The sequence below is a fragment of the Serratia sp. CY37869 genome (assembly GCF_052168895.1).
Classification (GTDB): Bacteria; Pseudomonadota; Gammaproteobacteria; order Enterobacterales; family Enterobacteriaceae; genus Serratia; species Serratia ureilytica.
The window spans coordinates 578,912-593,706 of sequence record NZ_JBJNLU010000002.1 but is presented as its reverse complement, the minus strand read 5'-3'; the positions used below and the strand labels follow the sequence as shown (position 1 = coordinate 593,706).

Annotated in this window: 18 protein-coding genes; 10 read left to right on the top strand and 8 right to left on the bottom strand. The window is 63.1% G+C overall.

All coding sequences use genetic code 11. From position 1 onward, the window contains the following. Positions 1–122: 122 nt before the first annotated feature. From ompC to ACJ8J1_RS13165, 3 genes are all read left to right on the top strand, one after another. Entirely contained in the window at positions 123–1,220 is a 1,098-nt protein-coding gene (ompC, locus tag ACJ8J1_RS13175; RefSeq protein WP_033637639.1) for a porin OmpC, read from the top strand. A gap of 179 nt (positions 1,221–1,399) precedes the next feature. Then, a complete protein-coding gene (locus ACJ8J1_RS13170; protein WP_033642369.1) occupies positions 1,400–2,248 on the top strand; it encodes a GNAT family N-acetyltransferase in 849 nt (282 codons plus the stop codon). 15 nt (positions 2,249–2,263) lie between these two features. Next, positions 2,264–3,094 (top strand): 5'-nucleotidase, lipoprotein e(P4) family, encoded by an 831-nt coding sequence (locus tag ACJ8J1_RS13165; protein ID WP_050594410.1) that lies wholly within the window; start codon positions 2,264–2,266, stop codon positions 3,092–3,094. Between the two features lie 3 nt (positions 3,095–3,097). Here ACJ8J1_RS13165 and ACJ8J1_RS13160 read toward each other — a convergent pair whose 3' ends face one another. The 3 genes from ACJ8J1_RS13160 to ACJ8J1_RS13150 all read right to left on the bottom strand — a co-directional run bounded on the left by ACJ8J1_RS13160 (position 3,098) and on the right by ACJ8J1_RS13150 (position 5,777). Next, positions 3,098–3,616, bottom strand: coding sequence for a GNAT family N-acetyltransferase (locus ACJ8J1_RS13160; RefSeq protein ID WP_033642367.1), 519 nt, complete (start codon positions 3,614–3,616; stop codon positions 3,098–3,100). 2 nt (positions 3,617–3,618) lie between these two features. After that, positions 3,619–4,188 (bottom strand): helix-turn-helix domain-containing protein, encoded by a 570-nt coding sequence (locus ACJ8J1_RS13155; RefSeq protein WP_033642366.1) that lies wholly within the window; start codon positions 4,186–4,188, stop codon positions 3,619–3,621. A gap of 134 nt (positions 4,189–4,322) precedes the next feature. Beyond that, the gene (locus tag ACJ8J1_RS13150) at positions 4,323–5,777 is read right to left on the bottom strand and encodes an MFS transporter (protein ID WP_033642365.1); all 1,455 of its coding nucleotides are present in this window, start codon (positions 5,775–5,777) and stop codon (positions 4,323–4,325) included. A 103-nt stretch (positions 5,778–5,880) separates the two neighbouring features. Here ACJ8J1_RS13150 and ACJ8J1_RS13145 point away from each other — a divergent pair, with 103 nt between their 5' ends. The 4 genes from ACJ8J1_RS13145 (at position 5,881) to ACJ8J1_RS13130 (ending at position 8,518) form a co-directional block, all read left to right on the top strand. Beyond that, entirely contained in the window at positions 5,881–6,534 is a 654-nt protein-coding gene (locus tag ACJ8J1_RS13145; protein ID WP_033642364.1) for a helix-turn-helix transcriptional regulator, read from the top strand. A gap of 177 nt (positions 6,535–6,711) precedes the next feature. After that, positions 6,712–7,206, top strand: a complete 495-nt coding sequence (locus ACJ8J1_RS13140) for a DUF2878 domain-containing protein (protein WP_033642363.1) — start codon at positions 6,712–6,714, stop codon at positions 7,204–7,206. A 108-nt stretch (positions 7,207–7,314) separates the two neighbouring features. Beyond that, positions 7,315–8,238, top strand: coding sequence for a drug/metabolite exporter YedA (yedA, locus tag ACJ8J1_RS13135; protein ID WP_033642362.1), 924 nt, complete (start codon positions 7,315–7,317; stop codon positions 8,236–8,238). Between the two features lie 103 nt (positions 8,239–8,341). Next, positions 8,342–8,518 (top strand): hypothetical protein, encoded by a 177-nt coding sequence (locus tag ACJ8J1_RS13130; protein ID WP_162997235.1) that lies wholly within the window; start codon positions 8,342–8,344, stop codon positions 8,516–8,518. Here ACJ8J1_RS13130 and ACJ8J1_RS13125 read toward each other — a convergent pair. Beyond that, positions 8,506–9,417: a LysR family transcriptional regulator gene (locus ACJ8J1_RS13125; RefSeq protein ID WP_033642361.1), complete on the bottom strand. Its 912-nt coding sequence runs from the start codon at positions 9,415–9,417 to the stop codon at positions 8,506–8,508. The genes ACJ8J1_RS13130 and ACJ8J1_RS13125 overlap by 13 nt on opposite strands. A gap of 98 nt (positions 9,418–9,515) precedes the next feature. On the opposite strand from ACJ8J1_RS13125, the gene ACJ8J1_RS13120 reads away from it, so the two are divergent. The 3 genes from ACJ8J1_RS13120 (at position 9,516) to ACJ8J1_RS13110 (ending at position 11,087) form a co-directional block, all read left to right on the top strand. Then, positions 9,516–9,881, top strand: a complete 366-nt coding sequence (locus ACJ8J1_RS13120; RefSeq protein WP_004939355.1) for a DUF6516 family protein — start codon at positions 9,516–9,518, stop codon at positions 9,879–9,881. Positions 9,882–9,883: 2 nt separating this feature from the next. Then, the gene (locus tag ACJ8J1_RS13115; RefSeq protein ID WP_033638702.1) at positions 9,884–10,261 is read left to right on the top strand and encodes an HVO_A0114 family putative DNA-binding protein; all 378 of its coding nucleotides are present in this window, start codon (positions 9,884–9,886) and stop codon (positions 10,259–10,261) included. A gap of 106 nt (positions 10,262–10,367) precedes the next feature. Continuing rightward, positions 10,368–11,087 (top strand): SDR family oxidoreductase, encoded by a 720-nt coding sequence (locus ACJ8J1_RS13110; RefSeq protein ID WP_033642360.1) that lies wholly within the window; start codon positions 10,368–10,370, stop codon positions 11,085–11,087. 6 nt (positions 11,088–11,093) lie between these two features. On the opposite strand, the gene ACJ8J1_RS13105 is transcribed toward ACJ8J1_RS13110, so the two are convergent. Genes ACJ8J1_RS13105 through ACJ8J1_RS13090 form a run of 4 tightly spaced genes read right to left on the bottom strand, consistent with a single transcriptional unit; the run spans position 11,094 to position 14,746 of the window. Next, positions 11,094–11,855: a phosphate/phosphite/phosphonate ABC transporter substrate-binding protein gene (locus tag ACJ8J1_RS13105; protein WP_080273377.1), complete on the bottom strand. Its 762-nt coding sequence runs from the start codon at positions 11,853–11,855 to the stop codon at positions 11,094–11,096. 28 nt (positions 11,856–11,883) lie between these two features. Continuing rightward, positions 11,884–12,657, bottom strand: coding sequence for an ABC transporter permease (locus ACJ8J1_RS13100; RefSeq protein WP_033642358.1), 774 nt, complete (start codon positions 12,655–12,657; stop codon positions 11,884–11,886). Further along, a complete protein-coding gene (locus tag ACJ8J1_RS13095) occupies positions 12,654–13,589 on the bottom strand; it encodes an ABC transporter ATP-binding protein (protein WP_033642357.1) in 936 nt (311 codons plus the stop codon). Before ACJ8J1_RS13095 ends, ACJ8J1_RS13100 begins: the two co-directional genes overlap by 4 nt. Further along, positions 13,586–14,746, bottom strand: a complete 1,161-nt coding sequence (locus ACJ8J1_RS13090; RefSeq protein WP_033642356.1) for an ABC transporter permease — start codon at positions 14,744–14,746, stop codon at positions 13,586–13,588. The genes ACJ8J1_RS13095 and ACJ8J1_RS13090 overlap by 4 nt, the downstream gene beginning before the upstream one ends. Between the last annotated feature and the right edge of the window lie 49 nt (positions 14,747–14,795).

Here is a 14,795-nt window from a genome sequence, read left to right as displayed (position 1 = left end):
TTTGTCATAAATAGATCACATTACTACGGTAAAAATTCTCCGCCGCCAACAACCGGACGGCACAGTAAAGCAGCAATGCAACTGATGATAGCGTCTTTTAATCGAATAAAGCAGGGTAACCCATGAAACGTAATCTTCTGGCCGTTATTATTCCGGCACTTTTACTTGCGCAAGCGGCACAGGCAGCAGAAATCTACAATAAAGACGGCAACAAACTCGATTTTTACGGTCGTGTGAAAGCCCTGCATTATTTCTCCGATGATGCCGGCAACGATGGCGATAAAACCTACGTCCGTATCGGCTTTAAAGGCGCGACTCAGATTAACGATATGCTGACCGGTTACGGCCAGTGGGAATATCAGATCGCCGCTAACCATTCTGAATCCGACGGCACCAAAGACACTAAAACGCGTCTGGGCTTCGCCGGTCTGAAATATAAAGACCTTGGTTCTTTCGACTACGGTCGCAACTACGGCATTATTTACGACGTCGGCGCCTGGACGGATATGCTGCCTGAATTCGGCGACGACGCGTACGTCAAAACCGACAACTTCATGAACGGCCGCACCAACGGCGTCGCCACCTACCGCAATAACAACTTCTTCGGTCTGGTCGACGGCCTGAAATTCGCCGTCCAGTATCAGGGCAAGAACGAAAACGACGGCCGCTCCGCCAGCAAGGCTAACGGCGACGGCTGGGGTCTTTCCTCCAGCTATGAAATCATCGACGGCCTGAGCGTGGGCGCCGCCTATGCCTCTTCCAACCGCACCGCCAGTCAGAAAGCGGGCACCTTCGGTAAAGGCGACAAGGCCGATATCTGGGCCGCCGGTCTGAAGTATGACAACAACGATGTCTACCTGGCCGCGACCTACTCGGAAAGCCGCAACATCGCGCCAATTTCCGGCACCGCCACCATCAATAACCGCTCCACTTCCGTCAGCGGCTTCGCCAATAAAGCCGAAGGCCTGGAACTGGTTGCGCAATATCAGTTCGACTTCGGTCTGCGTCCATCGCTGGGCTACGTTCAGCAGAAGGGCAAAGATATTGAAGGCATCGGCGATACCGACCTGGTGAAATATATCGACGTCGGCGCGTACTACTATTTCAACAAGAACATGTCGACCTATGTGGATTATAAAATCAACCAGCTCGACAGCAATAATAAGCTGGGTCTGAAAGACGACAACGTGATTGCCGTCGCCCTGACCTATCAGTTCTGATGTGATGAATGGATAACCACCACTGCAAACTTTAGCGTCACTTGATACCCAGAGTTTTATTTCGCCGGGCGGCTGCGTCCGGCTTTTTTGTTTTTATTTTCCCCGCCGGCGAATGCCCCCGCTTGCCTTGCCAAACAAACGGGTCTACATGTATAGCTTTCCCCCGAGCGGAATCAGCCATGCATAACGACGGTCGGTTTAACTATCACAACGCCGTGCGCTACAGCAGCGACGAACTGGCGAACATCCTCAACCACTGTTTTGAAAACTACATCGTGCGTTTCGTCCTCGACGGGCCGACCTTCGCCGCCCGCTTCGGCGCCGAAGATCTCAGCCTGAACGACAGCCTGATCGTCACCCATCGCAATGAACCGGTGGCGGTGGCGCTGATCGCCCGCCGCGGCCGGCACAGCCGGATCGCGGCCTTTTCCGTACGCCCCGAGATGCGCGGCCAGGGGCTGGGTAAGGCGCTGATGCAGCGGGTAGTAGCGGATGCCCGTCAGCGCGGCGATCATCGGCTGTCGCTGGAAGTGATCGAAGGCAACGAAGCCGCGCTGGCGCTGTACCACCGCGCCGGGCTGCGCATCGTGCGCACCCTGACCGGCCATCAGGCGCCGGCGGCCGTGCCGCCAGGCAATGCGGTGCTGCAGGCGGTCGATCCGCTTACCGTCAGCCATCGCCTGACGGCGGAAGGCGCCACCGACCTGCCCTGGCTGATCGCCCCCGAATCGCTGTTCAAACTGCCGGGCAAACCGCGCGCTTATACCCTCGAACGCCAAGCCTACGCCGTGGTGATGCCCGGCGCCGAGCACTGCTGGCTGCGCCTGATCTACGTGCCGCCGCAGCATCGCGGCCAGGGGCATGCCCGCGCCTTGCTGGCCGCTCTGCAAGCGCAGTTCGCCCCTTTGCCGCTGACCGCCAACGTTTTTGTGCCCGAGGTGGCCGCCCCCTTCTTTACGCATCTTGGCTGGCGGCAGGATCCCCTGCGTCAGTTCGAGATGGATATGCTGCTGGACAGTCCACAATAAAAAAGAGAGATAACAATGGCAGGAAAACAGGTACGCACACTCACCCTCGGCGCGGCGATGGGCGTCGCGCTGCTGGCCTTGACCGGTTGCGCGCAGCCGCCGCACACCGACGCCCAGGCCCAGCAGCGGTTGGCAGATCAATCGGTGCTGGCGGTCAACTGGTTCCAACAGTCCGGCGAATACCAGGCGCTGGCACATCAGGCGTTCAACAGCGCGCAACGCGCCTTCGATCAGGCCAGGGCCGCGCCAGGCCGTAAAAAGGCGGTGGTGGTCGATCTGGATGAAACCATGCTGGATAACAGCGCCTACTCCGGCTGGCAGGCGCAGCAGGGCCGACCGTACGACGGCGCGACTTGGGCCAAATGGACGCAGGCCGAACAGGCCGCCGCGGTGCCGGGCGCAGTGGCGTTCGCCCGCTATGTTAACGCCCATCAGGGGACCATGTTCTACGTGTCGAACCGTAAACAGAGCGACTACGCCGCCACGGTGGCCAACATGCAGAAGCTCGGTTTCACCGGCCTGTCGGAAAAAACCGTGCTGCTCAGCACCGACACCGCCAATAAACAGGCGCGCTTCGACGCCATCAAACAAGCCGGCTATGACATCGTGGTGTACGCGGGCGACAACCTGAACGACTTCGGCGCCGCGACTTACCACCAGGACAATGCGCAGCGCCGGGCGTTCGTCAGCGAGAACCAGGCCAAGTTCGGCACCGAATTCATCGTGCTGCCCAACCCGATGTACGGCGACTGGGAAAGCGGCCTGGCTCGCGACTACAACAAGCTGACGCCGCAGCAAAAGCTGCAGGTGCGCCAGCAGGCGATCAAAGCCTGGCGCGGGCGCTAACCCTCACAGCAGTTTGTACATATAGCAGGTGGCCTCCAACGCCCCGCCGTCGCTGGCGCGGGCGTATTGCGGGATGTCGCCCGCCGCCTCGAACCCCAATTGACGGTACAGCCCCTGCGCCGCGCTGCCGCTCAGGGTATCCAGCACCAACAGGCTGCGGCGATGACGCGCCGCCAGCGCCTGCACTTCCTGCATCAACAGCCGGGCGACGCCCTGCCGCCGCGCCTGCGGGTGCACCATCAGCTTGACCACTTCCGCCCGGTGACGGCCGTTGTCCGGCATCGCCAGTAACAGCTGCACGGTGCCGACCGGCCGGCCGTTCGCGAGCGCCACCAGCATCGCACGCTCTCCCCGCGCGATGGCCGGCAGCAACCCCTGCCAAAACGCCTGCGCCTGCGTCAGCGTAAAGGGCATGACAAAACCGATGCTGGCGCCGTGCGCCACGCTGGCGTGCAGCATTTCGGCCAATTCGGCAATGGCGCTTTGCGCCGCGCCGGCGTCCCACTGTTGCAATTCAATCATGGCTATGGCCTGCAAATAACGAGGGTGTAATGGGCCGGCTCATCGCCGGGGACATGGAAACGGGAGGCGCCGAACAGGCGGTAGCGCAGGCAGTCGCCGGATGATAACCGGAAAACGCGCCCTTCCAGCGTCAACTCCAGCTGCCCGGACAGCAGCCAGAGATGGTGCTCCAGCGCCGGAATCGACGGCAGGTCGTAATCGATCTGCGCGCCGGCATCAAGCCGGGCTTCGATAAATTCAGCCTTATACAACGCAGCGGGGGGAGAAACAGAGCGACGGTGAAAACCGCTGGCGCGATCGACCCACACCGGTTGCTGCTGCGGCCGCAACAGCTCCGGCGGCTCGTCTTCGATCTCGCTCAGCAGGCGCGACATGGTCAACCCATAGGCGGCGCACAGCCGGTTCAGCAACGACGCCGTCGGGCTGGTCTCGGCGCGCTCCACCCGCGAGAGCGTCGCCCGGCTAAGGCCAGTGCGCTGCGCCAGCTCCTCCAGCGACCACGCCCGTTGCTGGCGCAAATCCGCCAGCCGCTGCGCCAACCTCAGGTCGGCATTGTCCAGACCGTTATCCATCGTTCACACTCCGTTTGAAAATCCCATATAAGAGAAATAATCTCAAATTAGAGATATAGCAAGCGAATTTTAACAATGTCGCGCAGGAATAACGCCAGGATCACCGCAAACATCGCCGAATGAGGAGAAGCGTTCTAGCACTCGCGCGAGGACGGGTTGGGTACAAAATTGCCCGTCTCGGCGGCCGGCGGCGCGATCGCGGCGCAGCGCCAGGCGCTGAATACCGCCAGCAGCGGCGCCAGCGCGAACGCCAGGAACAGCCAACGCGCCGCCGATGCCGCGCCCGCCGCGCCGCCCGGATCGTTCAGCCCCGCCAGGTTGGCGATCATCCCCGCCAGCGCCGCGCCGAATGCGGTGGCGAACAGCTGCACCGTGGTGATCGAGGCGCCGGCGATGTCTTTGTCCGCTTCAGGCGCCACCTGCAAAATGCGCGTCAGCAGATGCGGCCAGCCGAAGCCGATGCCGAATCCCACCAGCGACAACGCGATGACGATCGGGGTCAGCGCCTGCCAGTGACCGCCGGAGGGCGTCGGCATCAGGATCGCCAGCGCCAGCAGGCCCACCAGCACGAACAGCGGCCCGCTGACGATCGCCCGGCGAATGCCCGCCCCGCGCCAGCCGGAACTGAGGATTTCGGACAACGTCCAGCCGGCGGCCATGGTCGCGGCGATATAGCCGGAGATCAGCGGCGACTGGCCGTGCAGCAACTGCAGGAAATAGGGCACGAAGATTTCGCTGGTCATGCCGATCACCAGCAACGACACCGTAATATAGAGCGCCGCCAACGATGAGCCGCGCCGCAGCGCACCGTGCGGCAACAGGCGCGCGCGCGAGCGCGCCTCGCGCTTCATCAGCCAGGCCATCAGCACCAGCGAAAGCGCGATGCCCGCCAGGTTGATCCAGACGCTGTGCGCCAGGCTGCCGGCGGACACCACCAGCACCGCCACGGTCAGCAACAGCAGCTGCGCGGTCGGCAGCGGCGCGGCCGCCTGCTGCGCCTGGCCCTTGGGCAGGATCAGGAAGGTAAACGCGGCGTACAGCGCCATGATCGGCAGCAGAATGCCGAAGGCCCAACGCCAGGCGTGCAACTCGGCGAAAATGCCGCCTACCGCCGGGCCGACCAGCGTGGCGATGCCCCACATCGCCGAGATAAGCGCCATGGCGCGCGGCCACAATCGCTGCTCGAACACCAGATTGATCATCGCGTAGGAGAGCGCAAAGATCAGCCCGCCGCCGAATCCCTGCACCGTGCGGCCGATCAGCATCACCGGCATGCTCGGCGCCAGCGCGCACAGCCCCGCTCCGGCGATGAAAAACAGCGAAGCGACCAGATAGGCGTTGCGCGCGCCGTAGCCGCTGAGCAAGCGGGCCGACAGCGCGGAGCCGAGGATCGACGCCACCACGAACAGCGTGGTGTTCCAGGCATAGAGATCCAGACCGCCGATATCCTGCACCACCGAGGGCAGAATGGTGGTGGCGACCAGAATATTGATGGCATGCAGCGCCACGCCAAGCGAGAGCGCGATCGCACTGGCCGCATTTTTGCCGGAGAAAAGGTCGCTCCAGCGGCTATCGTCATGGGTTATCACGGTTGTTGTCCTGTTTTCAGAGGAATGGCATTGAGTTGGTCATGAGATTGCGTTAAATTTAACAAGAGTTATCTTGGAATAAGTTAGGGCGAGGCGGAGAAATATGTCAAGAATAAACTTGGAAAATGGCGGCAGCACCGCACAATCGGTCAGTGACCGTTTGCTGACGCTATTGAAGACCCGCGGCCCGCAGCAAGCCTCAGACGCAGGAAAAGTGCTCGGCACCACCGGTGAAGCGGCCCGCCAGCAGTTCGTCAAGCTGGCGAAAGAGGGGCTGGTCGAAGCGATCGCGGAAACGCGCGGCGTGGGCCGCCCGGTGCAGCTGTGGCATTTGACTGCCGCCGGTAACGCACGCTTTCCGGACACCCATGCGGATCTGACGGTGCAGCTGCTGCGCACCGTGCGTGACAAGCTGGGTGAACAGGCGATCGACCTGCTGATCGAGACCCGTGAGCAGGAAAACCGCATCAACTACAAGCAGGCGATGATCGGCGCCACCGATCTGCGCGAACGCGTGGCGCGTCTCACCGAGATCCGCTGCCGCGAAGGGTATATGGCCGAATGGCGTCAGGAGGAAGACGGCGCCTATCTGCTGGTGGAAAACCACTGCCCGATCTGCGCCGCCGCCACCGTCTGCCAAGGCTTCTGCCGCGCTGAGCTGAGCATCTTCACCGAAGTGCTGCAGGCGCAGGTTGAGCGCGCCGAACACATTCTGGCCGGCTCTCGCCGCTGCGCTTACCGGATTTCTCTCTTGTAACACCGGTTTTTGCCCGCGTTTTCAACCGGTACAGATTATTCTGCTTGTGCACCCCGCACCTTCCCTTCTAAGGTTGAATTATCGAATATTCAGGCAAACAACGGGCCCCGCGCCCGTTCTGACACCTCCGTCGGCGCGCTGCGCACGGCGGCAGAGTAACCCCACGGGAGTTGAACGATGAAGAAGCCGCATGCCGGATTCTGGCTGGCGACGCTGGGGCTGGGCGTCTGCTGGCTGCTGGCGCTGCTGACTCGCGATCGGCTCAACGGCATACTGCTGGCCGGTGCGGCGCTGGCGCTGATCTTTACCCCCGCCGCCCGCCGCAAGGGCGCCGCCCTGGCCGCCTTGGGCGGCATCGGCATGGATGGTCTGTGGAGCTACAGCGGCGTGCTGCATTACAGCGGGCAACACGGCCTGCCGCTCTGGACCATCGCGCTATGGATCGGCTTCGGCTGCTGGTGGTATTGGCTGTTGGACGTGGTCAGAGCGGCGCCCTGGCCGCTGGCGGTATTGGGCGCCGCCCTCGGCCCCTTCGCCTACGCCGTGTCCTGGAAACTGGACGCCCTGCTGCCCGGCATGCCGCCGGAGTTCATGCTGCTGCTGCTGGCCATCGGCTGGTCGATTTATCTGCCGGCCGTCAGTTGGCTGCAGTGGAAACAGCAAGGCCATTGAACGGCTTTCGGCCGCCGGAAAAATAATGCCGCAGGCCATTGCTTATCGGTTGCCCGATCGGGTTTACTGAGCGTTCTAATAATAATCATTCCCGCAAAATACAATCCTATGCTTAGCCAACAAAGCCGTAGCGTCCTGCCGTTGATCGGGGCGTTGTTCACGTTATATATCGTTTGGGGTTCCACCTATTTCGTCATTCGTCTGGGCGTCGAACAGTGGCCGCCGCTGATGATGGCCGGGATTCGCTTTCTGCTAGCCGGCATCGTACTGTTCAGTTTCCTGGCCTGGCGCGGCCACGCGCTGCCGACGCCGAAGCAATGGCTGGCCGCCGGCGCCATCGGCATTCTACTGCTGGCGGTGGGCAACGGCCTGGTGACGGTGGCGGAACACCAACACGTGCCGTCCGGCATCGCGGCGGTGATGGTGGCGACGGTGCCGCTGTTCACCCTCTGCTTCAGCCTGCTGTGGGGCATGCGCAACACCAAGCTGGAATGGGCCGGCATCGCGCTCGGGTTGGTGGGCATCGTGCTGCTTAATACCGGCAACAACCTGGTGGGCAATCCGACCGGCGCGCTGCTGATTTTGCTGGCGTCGGCCAGCTGGGCCTTCGGATCGGTGTTGGGATCGCGCATCTCGCTGCCGGCCGGGCCGATGGCCGGCGCGGCGGAGATGCTGCTCGCCGGCGTGGTGTTATTGGCAGCCAGCCAGCTGAGCGGCGAGCGCCTCGTTCAGATGCCGAGCACCGGCGGCTTTCTGGCGCTGGGCTATCTGATCGTCTTCGGTTCGATGCTGGCGATCAGCGCCTATATGTTCTTGTTGAAGAACGTGCGCCCGGCGGTCGCCACCAGCTACGCCTACGTCAACCCGGTGGTGGCGGTGCTGCTCGGCATCGGTTTTGCCGGCGAATCGCTGGCGCCGCGCGAGTGGCTGGCGCTGGTGATCATCGTGGCGGCGGTGGTGCTGGTGACGCTGGGAAAATACCTGTTCGCCCGCCCGGCCAACGTACAGGCCATCGACTGCGAACGGCGGTGATCACAAAGGGCGGTCTGCGGGCCGCCGTTAAAAACGATTCTTGTTTCACCCGGCGAAGGGGCTATAATTCCCGCTGTTCCAAGCAACCTGCGAAATTATTCCTATGCTGAAAAAAGCGTTCGTCATCGTCATCGCCCTGTGCGCCTTCGGTTCTCTGGGCGGCGTATTCCTCGCCGGGCTGAACATCTACACCCGTTCCACCACCCCGCACGAAGAAAGCGCGCCTTCCGGGGATACCGCCGCCACGCCGGCGCAAACCGAAACCCTTCAGGCCAAGTGATCGTCCATCCAACGCTGGCAGCGCTGCTGTAAAAAGCGCTGCAGCTGCCTGACGCGTTCCGACACCTGCGAACGATGCGGGCAGACCAGATTGATCGGCACCGCGTCGCTGCGCCATTCCGGCAACAGTTGCACCAGCCGCCCGGCGTGAATGTCGGCCGCCACGTCGATCGCCGACTTGCGCACCACGCCGTGCCCCGCCAGCGCCCAGCGCCGCGCCACCTCGCCGTCATCGGTAAAATAGCTGCCGTTCAGTGGCACTTCGACCCCCTCCTCACCGCGCCACAGCCGCCATTCTACCTGCCGTTTGCCGCTGGGCTGATACACCAGAATGCTGTGCCGAACCAGATCGGCCGGCGTTTGCGGCGCGCCGTGACGCCGCAGGTAATCCGGGCTGGCGCAGATCAACCGCCGATGCTGCGGCAAGATCGGCAGCGCCACCAGCGAAGAGTCGGCCAGCGGCCCGAAGCGCAACGCCACGTCTACCGGTTCGCGGAACAGGTCGGCCTGCCGATCGTTGATCAGAAGCTGCAGTTGAATATGCGGATGCTGCAGGCGGAACTCATCCAGCCAGCAGAGCAGCAAATTGCGGCCAAAATCCGACGGCGCGGAAATCTGCAGCACCCCGGACAGCCCCTGATGCTTCTCGCGGATCGCCTGCTCTCCTTCGGCTAACGCGCCCAGCGCCAGGCGCGCGCTGTCGAGATAGCGAGCCCCCTCCTCCGTTAACCTCAGGCTGCGGGTGGAGCGCACCAGCAGCCGCGCGCCCAACTGCTGCTCCAGCCTTTTCACCGCAATGCTGGCCGCCGCCGGCGTCATGTCCAGCGCGCGCGCCGCGGCGGAAAAACTGCCGCCGTCCACCGTGCGGACAAACACCTCGAGATCGACAAATGAGGTCATGTATTTCCCTTCTTAGAGAGCCGGATTCACGGCGTATCGGATTGACGATAAAACGCCCAACAGTTATGATTAGATCATAATAAATGGAGCTTTGATCAATGGATGAACACAACGGACTGGACTACATCCTTAGCCTGCATGGCACGCGGGTCAATCGTGAGGATGGCTATTGGTGGAAAATCGAGGCTTGGACGGTGACCCAAACGGCCTTTATCCCTCACGGCATCCGTTACAATTTGACCTTGCATGATAACCACAATACCCGGGTTTTTGGCATAGACAACGCGCATGCCATTAAAACCCCCCGCAAAGGTAAATTTTCGGGCCGCGTCGTTTACGATCACCAACATGACTCCCCGACGGACAAAGGCTCACCCTACGAGTTTCATTCCGCCTATCAGTTGGTGGAAGATTTTTTTACCCGGATAGACGAAGTCATACGCAAGAGAGAAAACCGAGGTTGATGATGAAAGCACTGATTGGCGTGATGCCTGAAGAACTGATTCGCAAGCGCACACTGGCGATCGCAAAAGGGGAATACCAGCCACAGGAACGTGAGCCCAAAGTGTGGTTTACGTCAATGATTGCGCTGGCCCAGGTGCTCAGCAACGAGAATATTGCCCTGCTGCGTCTGATCGACACTGCCCGCCCCGAGACCATCAGCCAGTTGGCCGAACTGTCGGGGCGCCAGGTCAGCAATCTGTCCACCACGCTGAAAACGCTGAGCGGGCACGGCCTGGTGGCACTGGAAAAACAGGGGCGTTCAGTGAAACCCCGAGCGCTGTTTACCGATTTCGAAATCATCGTGGATCAGAAGCTAAACGCCCGCTTTAGCGCCGCATGATCTTTAAAAAATATTAATAAGAGTTTGTCAGCAAGGCCGATTGTTAGGTGATTTTCAATCAGGAAAGATAGATCCCGTTGAAACTTACCTAAAAAGAGGCCTTAACATGACAATTCCTGACTCCCCCCTGAAACGACAAAAGCTGGTGATCCTGGGCGGCACCAGCGGCATTGGCGCCGCGGTGGCCTACGCGGCGGCGGCGCGCGGCGCTGAAGTGGTGCTGGCTTCGCGCCGCCTTCCCCACGCCGGGGAGAAAAACGACGCGCTGCATCTGATGCAGGCCGATCTGACCGATGAAGCGTCGCTGCATGCGCTGTTTGCCGCCGTCGGCGCTTTCGACCATCTGGTGATCACCGCCGGGCCGCTGGTGCAGGCGAAACCGCTGGCGGAGACTGCTTTTGAGCAGGCGCAGGCCGACTTCAACGTCAAATTCTGGGGCAGCTTGCGCGCGGTGCAGGCCGCGCTGCCGACGCTGGCGCCGCAGGGCTCCATCACCCTGACCTCCGGCCAGCTGTCGCGCAAATACCTCGGCGGTCAGTTGATCAAAACCGGCATCAATGCCGCGCTGGAAGCGGTCGGTAAACAGCTGGCGAAGGAACTGGCGCCGCGGCGGGTGAACGTGGTCAGCCCCGGCATTACCGCCACCGAAGCCTACGACGGCATGAGCGCCGCGCAGCGTCAGGCGCTGTTCGAACGCGTGAGCGACAGCCTGCCGGTCGGCCGGATCGGCCAGGCGGCCGACGTCGCGGCGGGTTACCTGCTGGCGATGGAGAACGGTTTCGTCACCGGCAGCGTGATCGACATCGACGGCGGCGGCCTGCTGTAACGGCGGCTAGAGCGCCGTTACGCCCTGTGCGGCGGCCTGTTGCTCCAGCACGGTGATAATCTGGTAAGCCGAGCGCGGCACCAGGCTGAAATCGCCGATCAGCAGGCGGTCGCTGACCGCCTCATCCAGCATCGCTCGGGCGCCGGCGCGCAGGATGTCCACCTGTTCCGGCGGCGTGCCCGCTGCGGTGATCAGCGGCAAACCCGGCACCGCCGCCGTGCGGCCAATGATTTTCAGCCCCTCCAGCGCCTGCGGCTGCGCGCGGCGCAGCAGTTCCATGCTGATGGAATCGATGGCGGCGATATCCGCCTGCCCGCTGCGGATCAGTTTCAGCGACTGATAATGCGCCCCGGAGGCAATAGCCGCACCGAAGAATTTCCCGTCCTGCGCCAGCGGCGCGATTAGCGCGCGCAAGCCGTTGTAGCCGGACTGGGAATCGGTGCTGTTATACGCCACCGTCCGGCCGCGAAAATCCGCCAGCCGTTCGCCGGAGTCGCCCGCGCGCACCACCAGCCAGCTGCGGTAATTAGGCCCGTCGCACCCTTCCACCCGATAATGATAGGTTCCGATCAGCTGCACCTGCGGCAGGCTGCTGACCAACGGATAACCACAGGTTTGGCTGAGCAAGAGATCCTCGCGCCGCCAATGCTGCGCCAAATCGTCCGGCCAACTGAGCCGTTCCGGCGCCGCCGGCAGCCCCAGCCGCAGCAGCTTGCCGCGCAAGACCTGCCAGAAAGCGTCGGCCTGCTCCCGGCCAACGCCGTACATCGGTAGAGACACCTGCATCATTTCCCCCTTACCCCGCCGGAGTGGCCGCCAGCGTCTGCTGACGCCAGGCGGTGAGATAACGCACCCAACGTTCGAACAGCATATCGGTGATAATAGCCAACAACGCCACAACCGCCGCGCCCTGGATCACATAGGCGGTGTTAAACCCGGTTAGGCCGATGATGATCGGCGAACCGAGCGTTTTGGTACCGACGGTGGAAGCGATGGCCGCCGTGCCGATGTTGATGATCACCGACGTGCGGATCCCGGCGACAATCACCGGCGCCGCCAGCGGCAGTTCAACCCGCCACAGTATTTGCCAGGCGCTCATCCCCACGCCGCGGGCGATCTCGCGCGTGGCGGGCGGCACCGATTCGATGCCCGCCAGCGTGCCCTGCAGGATCGGCAGCAAGCCGTACAGCACCAGCGCGATGATCGCCGGCTGCTCGCTGAAGCCCATCACCGGCACCGCCACCGCCAACACCGCCACCGGCGGGAAGGTCTGCCCCACCGCCACCACCGTTTCCAGCAGCGAACGAAACTCCCGGCCGCCGCGTCGGGTCACGCCGACGCCCGCCGCCACGCCGAGAGCCACCGCAATCAGGCTGGAGATCGCCACCAGCGACAGGTGCGCCCCCACCAGCGCGATAAAGCTGTCCTGCTGATAAATGGGCCGGTCCAGATCGGGGAACCAGGCGGCAAACAGACCGCGCAGATGATCCATGCCAAACACCAGCGCCAACAGCAGCGCCAGCGTCCAGGGCAGCGGATCGCGCAGCAGGCGCCAGAGACGCCCGCTCATGACAGCGCCTGCCCGGCGATCAGATCGTGGAAGTGCAGAACCCCCAACGCTTCGCCCCGTTCATCCACCACCGGCAGGCAGTCGCTGCCGCGCGCCACAAACACCGACAGCGCCTCGCGCAGGCTCATGGCGGCGGCGATCGGTTCGCCCCCGGCGACACCGGGCCGCACCCGCTCCGCCACCGTCCCCAGCGACAGCAGCTTGATGCCGCGATCGCTGCGCCCGAAGAAGTCACGTACGAAGTCGTTGGCCGGGGCGGTCAACAGCGTCAGCGGCGTGCCCTGTTGTACCACCCGCCCCTGATCGAGCAGCACCAGGCGATCCGCCAGGCTCAACGCCTCGTCGATGTCGTGCGTCACCAGCACAATGGTGCGGCCCGAGATCTGATGAATGCGGGCGATCTCCGCCTGCAGCGCCGCGCGGGTGACCGGATCCAACGCGCCGAACGGTTCGTCCATCAACAACACCTCGGGATCGGCGGCGAGCGCGCGCGCCACTCCGACCCGCTGCTGCTGCCCGCCGGAAAGCTGGTGCGGGTAGCGACGGCGAAACAGATCCGGCTCCAGATGCAACAGCTCCAGCAGTTCGGTCACCCGATCGCGAATGCGCGCGCGCGGCCATTTCAGCAGCTGCGGCACGGTGGCGATGTTCTCCTCCACCGTCCAGTGCGGGAACAGGCCGATCGACTGGATCGCATAGCCCATGCGCCGCCGCAGATCCTGCGGGTTGAACGACTGGATCTCTTCGCCGGCAAAGAGAATCTTGCCCCGATCGTGTTCGATCAGGCGATTGATCATTTTTAACGTCGTGGACTTGCCGGAACCCGAGGTGCCGATCAACACGGTGAATTCGCCCTCGGCGATGTGCAGCGTGAGATCGTCCACCGCCGGCTTGCCCTGAAAAATTTTGCTGACTTGCTCAAAGTGAATCATCGGCGCGATACGTCCAGGATTGAAACCCAAAATTTAAACAGCGAATCGACGATGACCGCCATCATGACTACCGGGATCACCCCCAGCAGAACCAGATCCAGCGCGCTGCTGAGCAGCCCCTGGAACACGATGGCGCCAAAGCCGCCGGCGCCGATCAGCGCCGCCACCACCGCCATGCCGACGGTTTGCACCGCCAGGATGCGCACGCCGGTCAGGAACAGCGGCAGCGCCAACGGCAGCTGCACGCGCAGGAAGATCTGCCCGCGCGTCAGCCCCATGCCGGTGGCGGATTCGATCACCCCGGCCGGCACGCTTTGCAGCCCCGCCACCACGCTGCGCACCAGCGGCAACAGCGCGTACAGCACCAGCGCCACGATCGCCGGCGCCATGCCGATGCCGCTGACGCCGTGCTCCGCCAGCCAGGGCACCGCCGTCGCCAGCCCCGCCAATGGCGCGATCAGCAGGCCGAACAGCGCGATGGACGGCACGGTCTGGATAATGTTCAGCGCGGAGAAAATCGGCCGCTGCCAGCGTTCGGAGCGAAAACACAGCACCCCGAGCGGCACGCCGATCGCCAGCGCCGGCGCCATCGTCGCCAGCAGAATCGTCAGGTGCTGCAGCAGCGCGGCGTCAAACACCTCCTGGCGATTGTGGTACTCCTTCAGCAGCGACAGCTGATCGAGCTGATGCCCGAACAGCAGCAGCGCCGGCGGCACCAGCACCAGCGCGTTGCCCAGCATGCGCCACAGGTGCGACGCGGTGAGGCGCGCCATGGCGTCGGCGGCGATCAGCAGGCTCAGCGCCATCGTCAGCCAGCATCCGCTGCCCCAGGAGGTGCGCGCCAGGCGCGATCCCTCTTGCGCCAAACGTTCAGCAGCCTGCCCGCTGATCCAGAAGGCCAGCGTCAGCACCCCGCAGGCGGCCAGCGCCGCCAGCAGCGCCCGCCCCCGCGTCGGCGGCAAAAGGCTGAGGATCGCCAATGCCGCCAGCGGCAACAGCAGCCACAGCGCCGGGCCGTGCAGCAAGGAGAACAAGGAGAGGCTTTTGCCCGACAACAGGCGATTGGGGGCATAACTGAGGAACGGCAGGCCAAACGCGGCCAGCAGCAACAGCACGAACAGCGTCAACAAGACGCGATGTTTTACGGCGATAGTCAAAGAAACGCTCCGGCTCCCTCGGTTTACCCCCTCTCCCGACGGCAGAGGG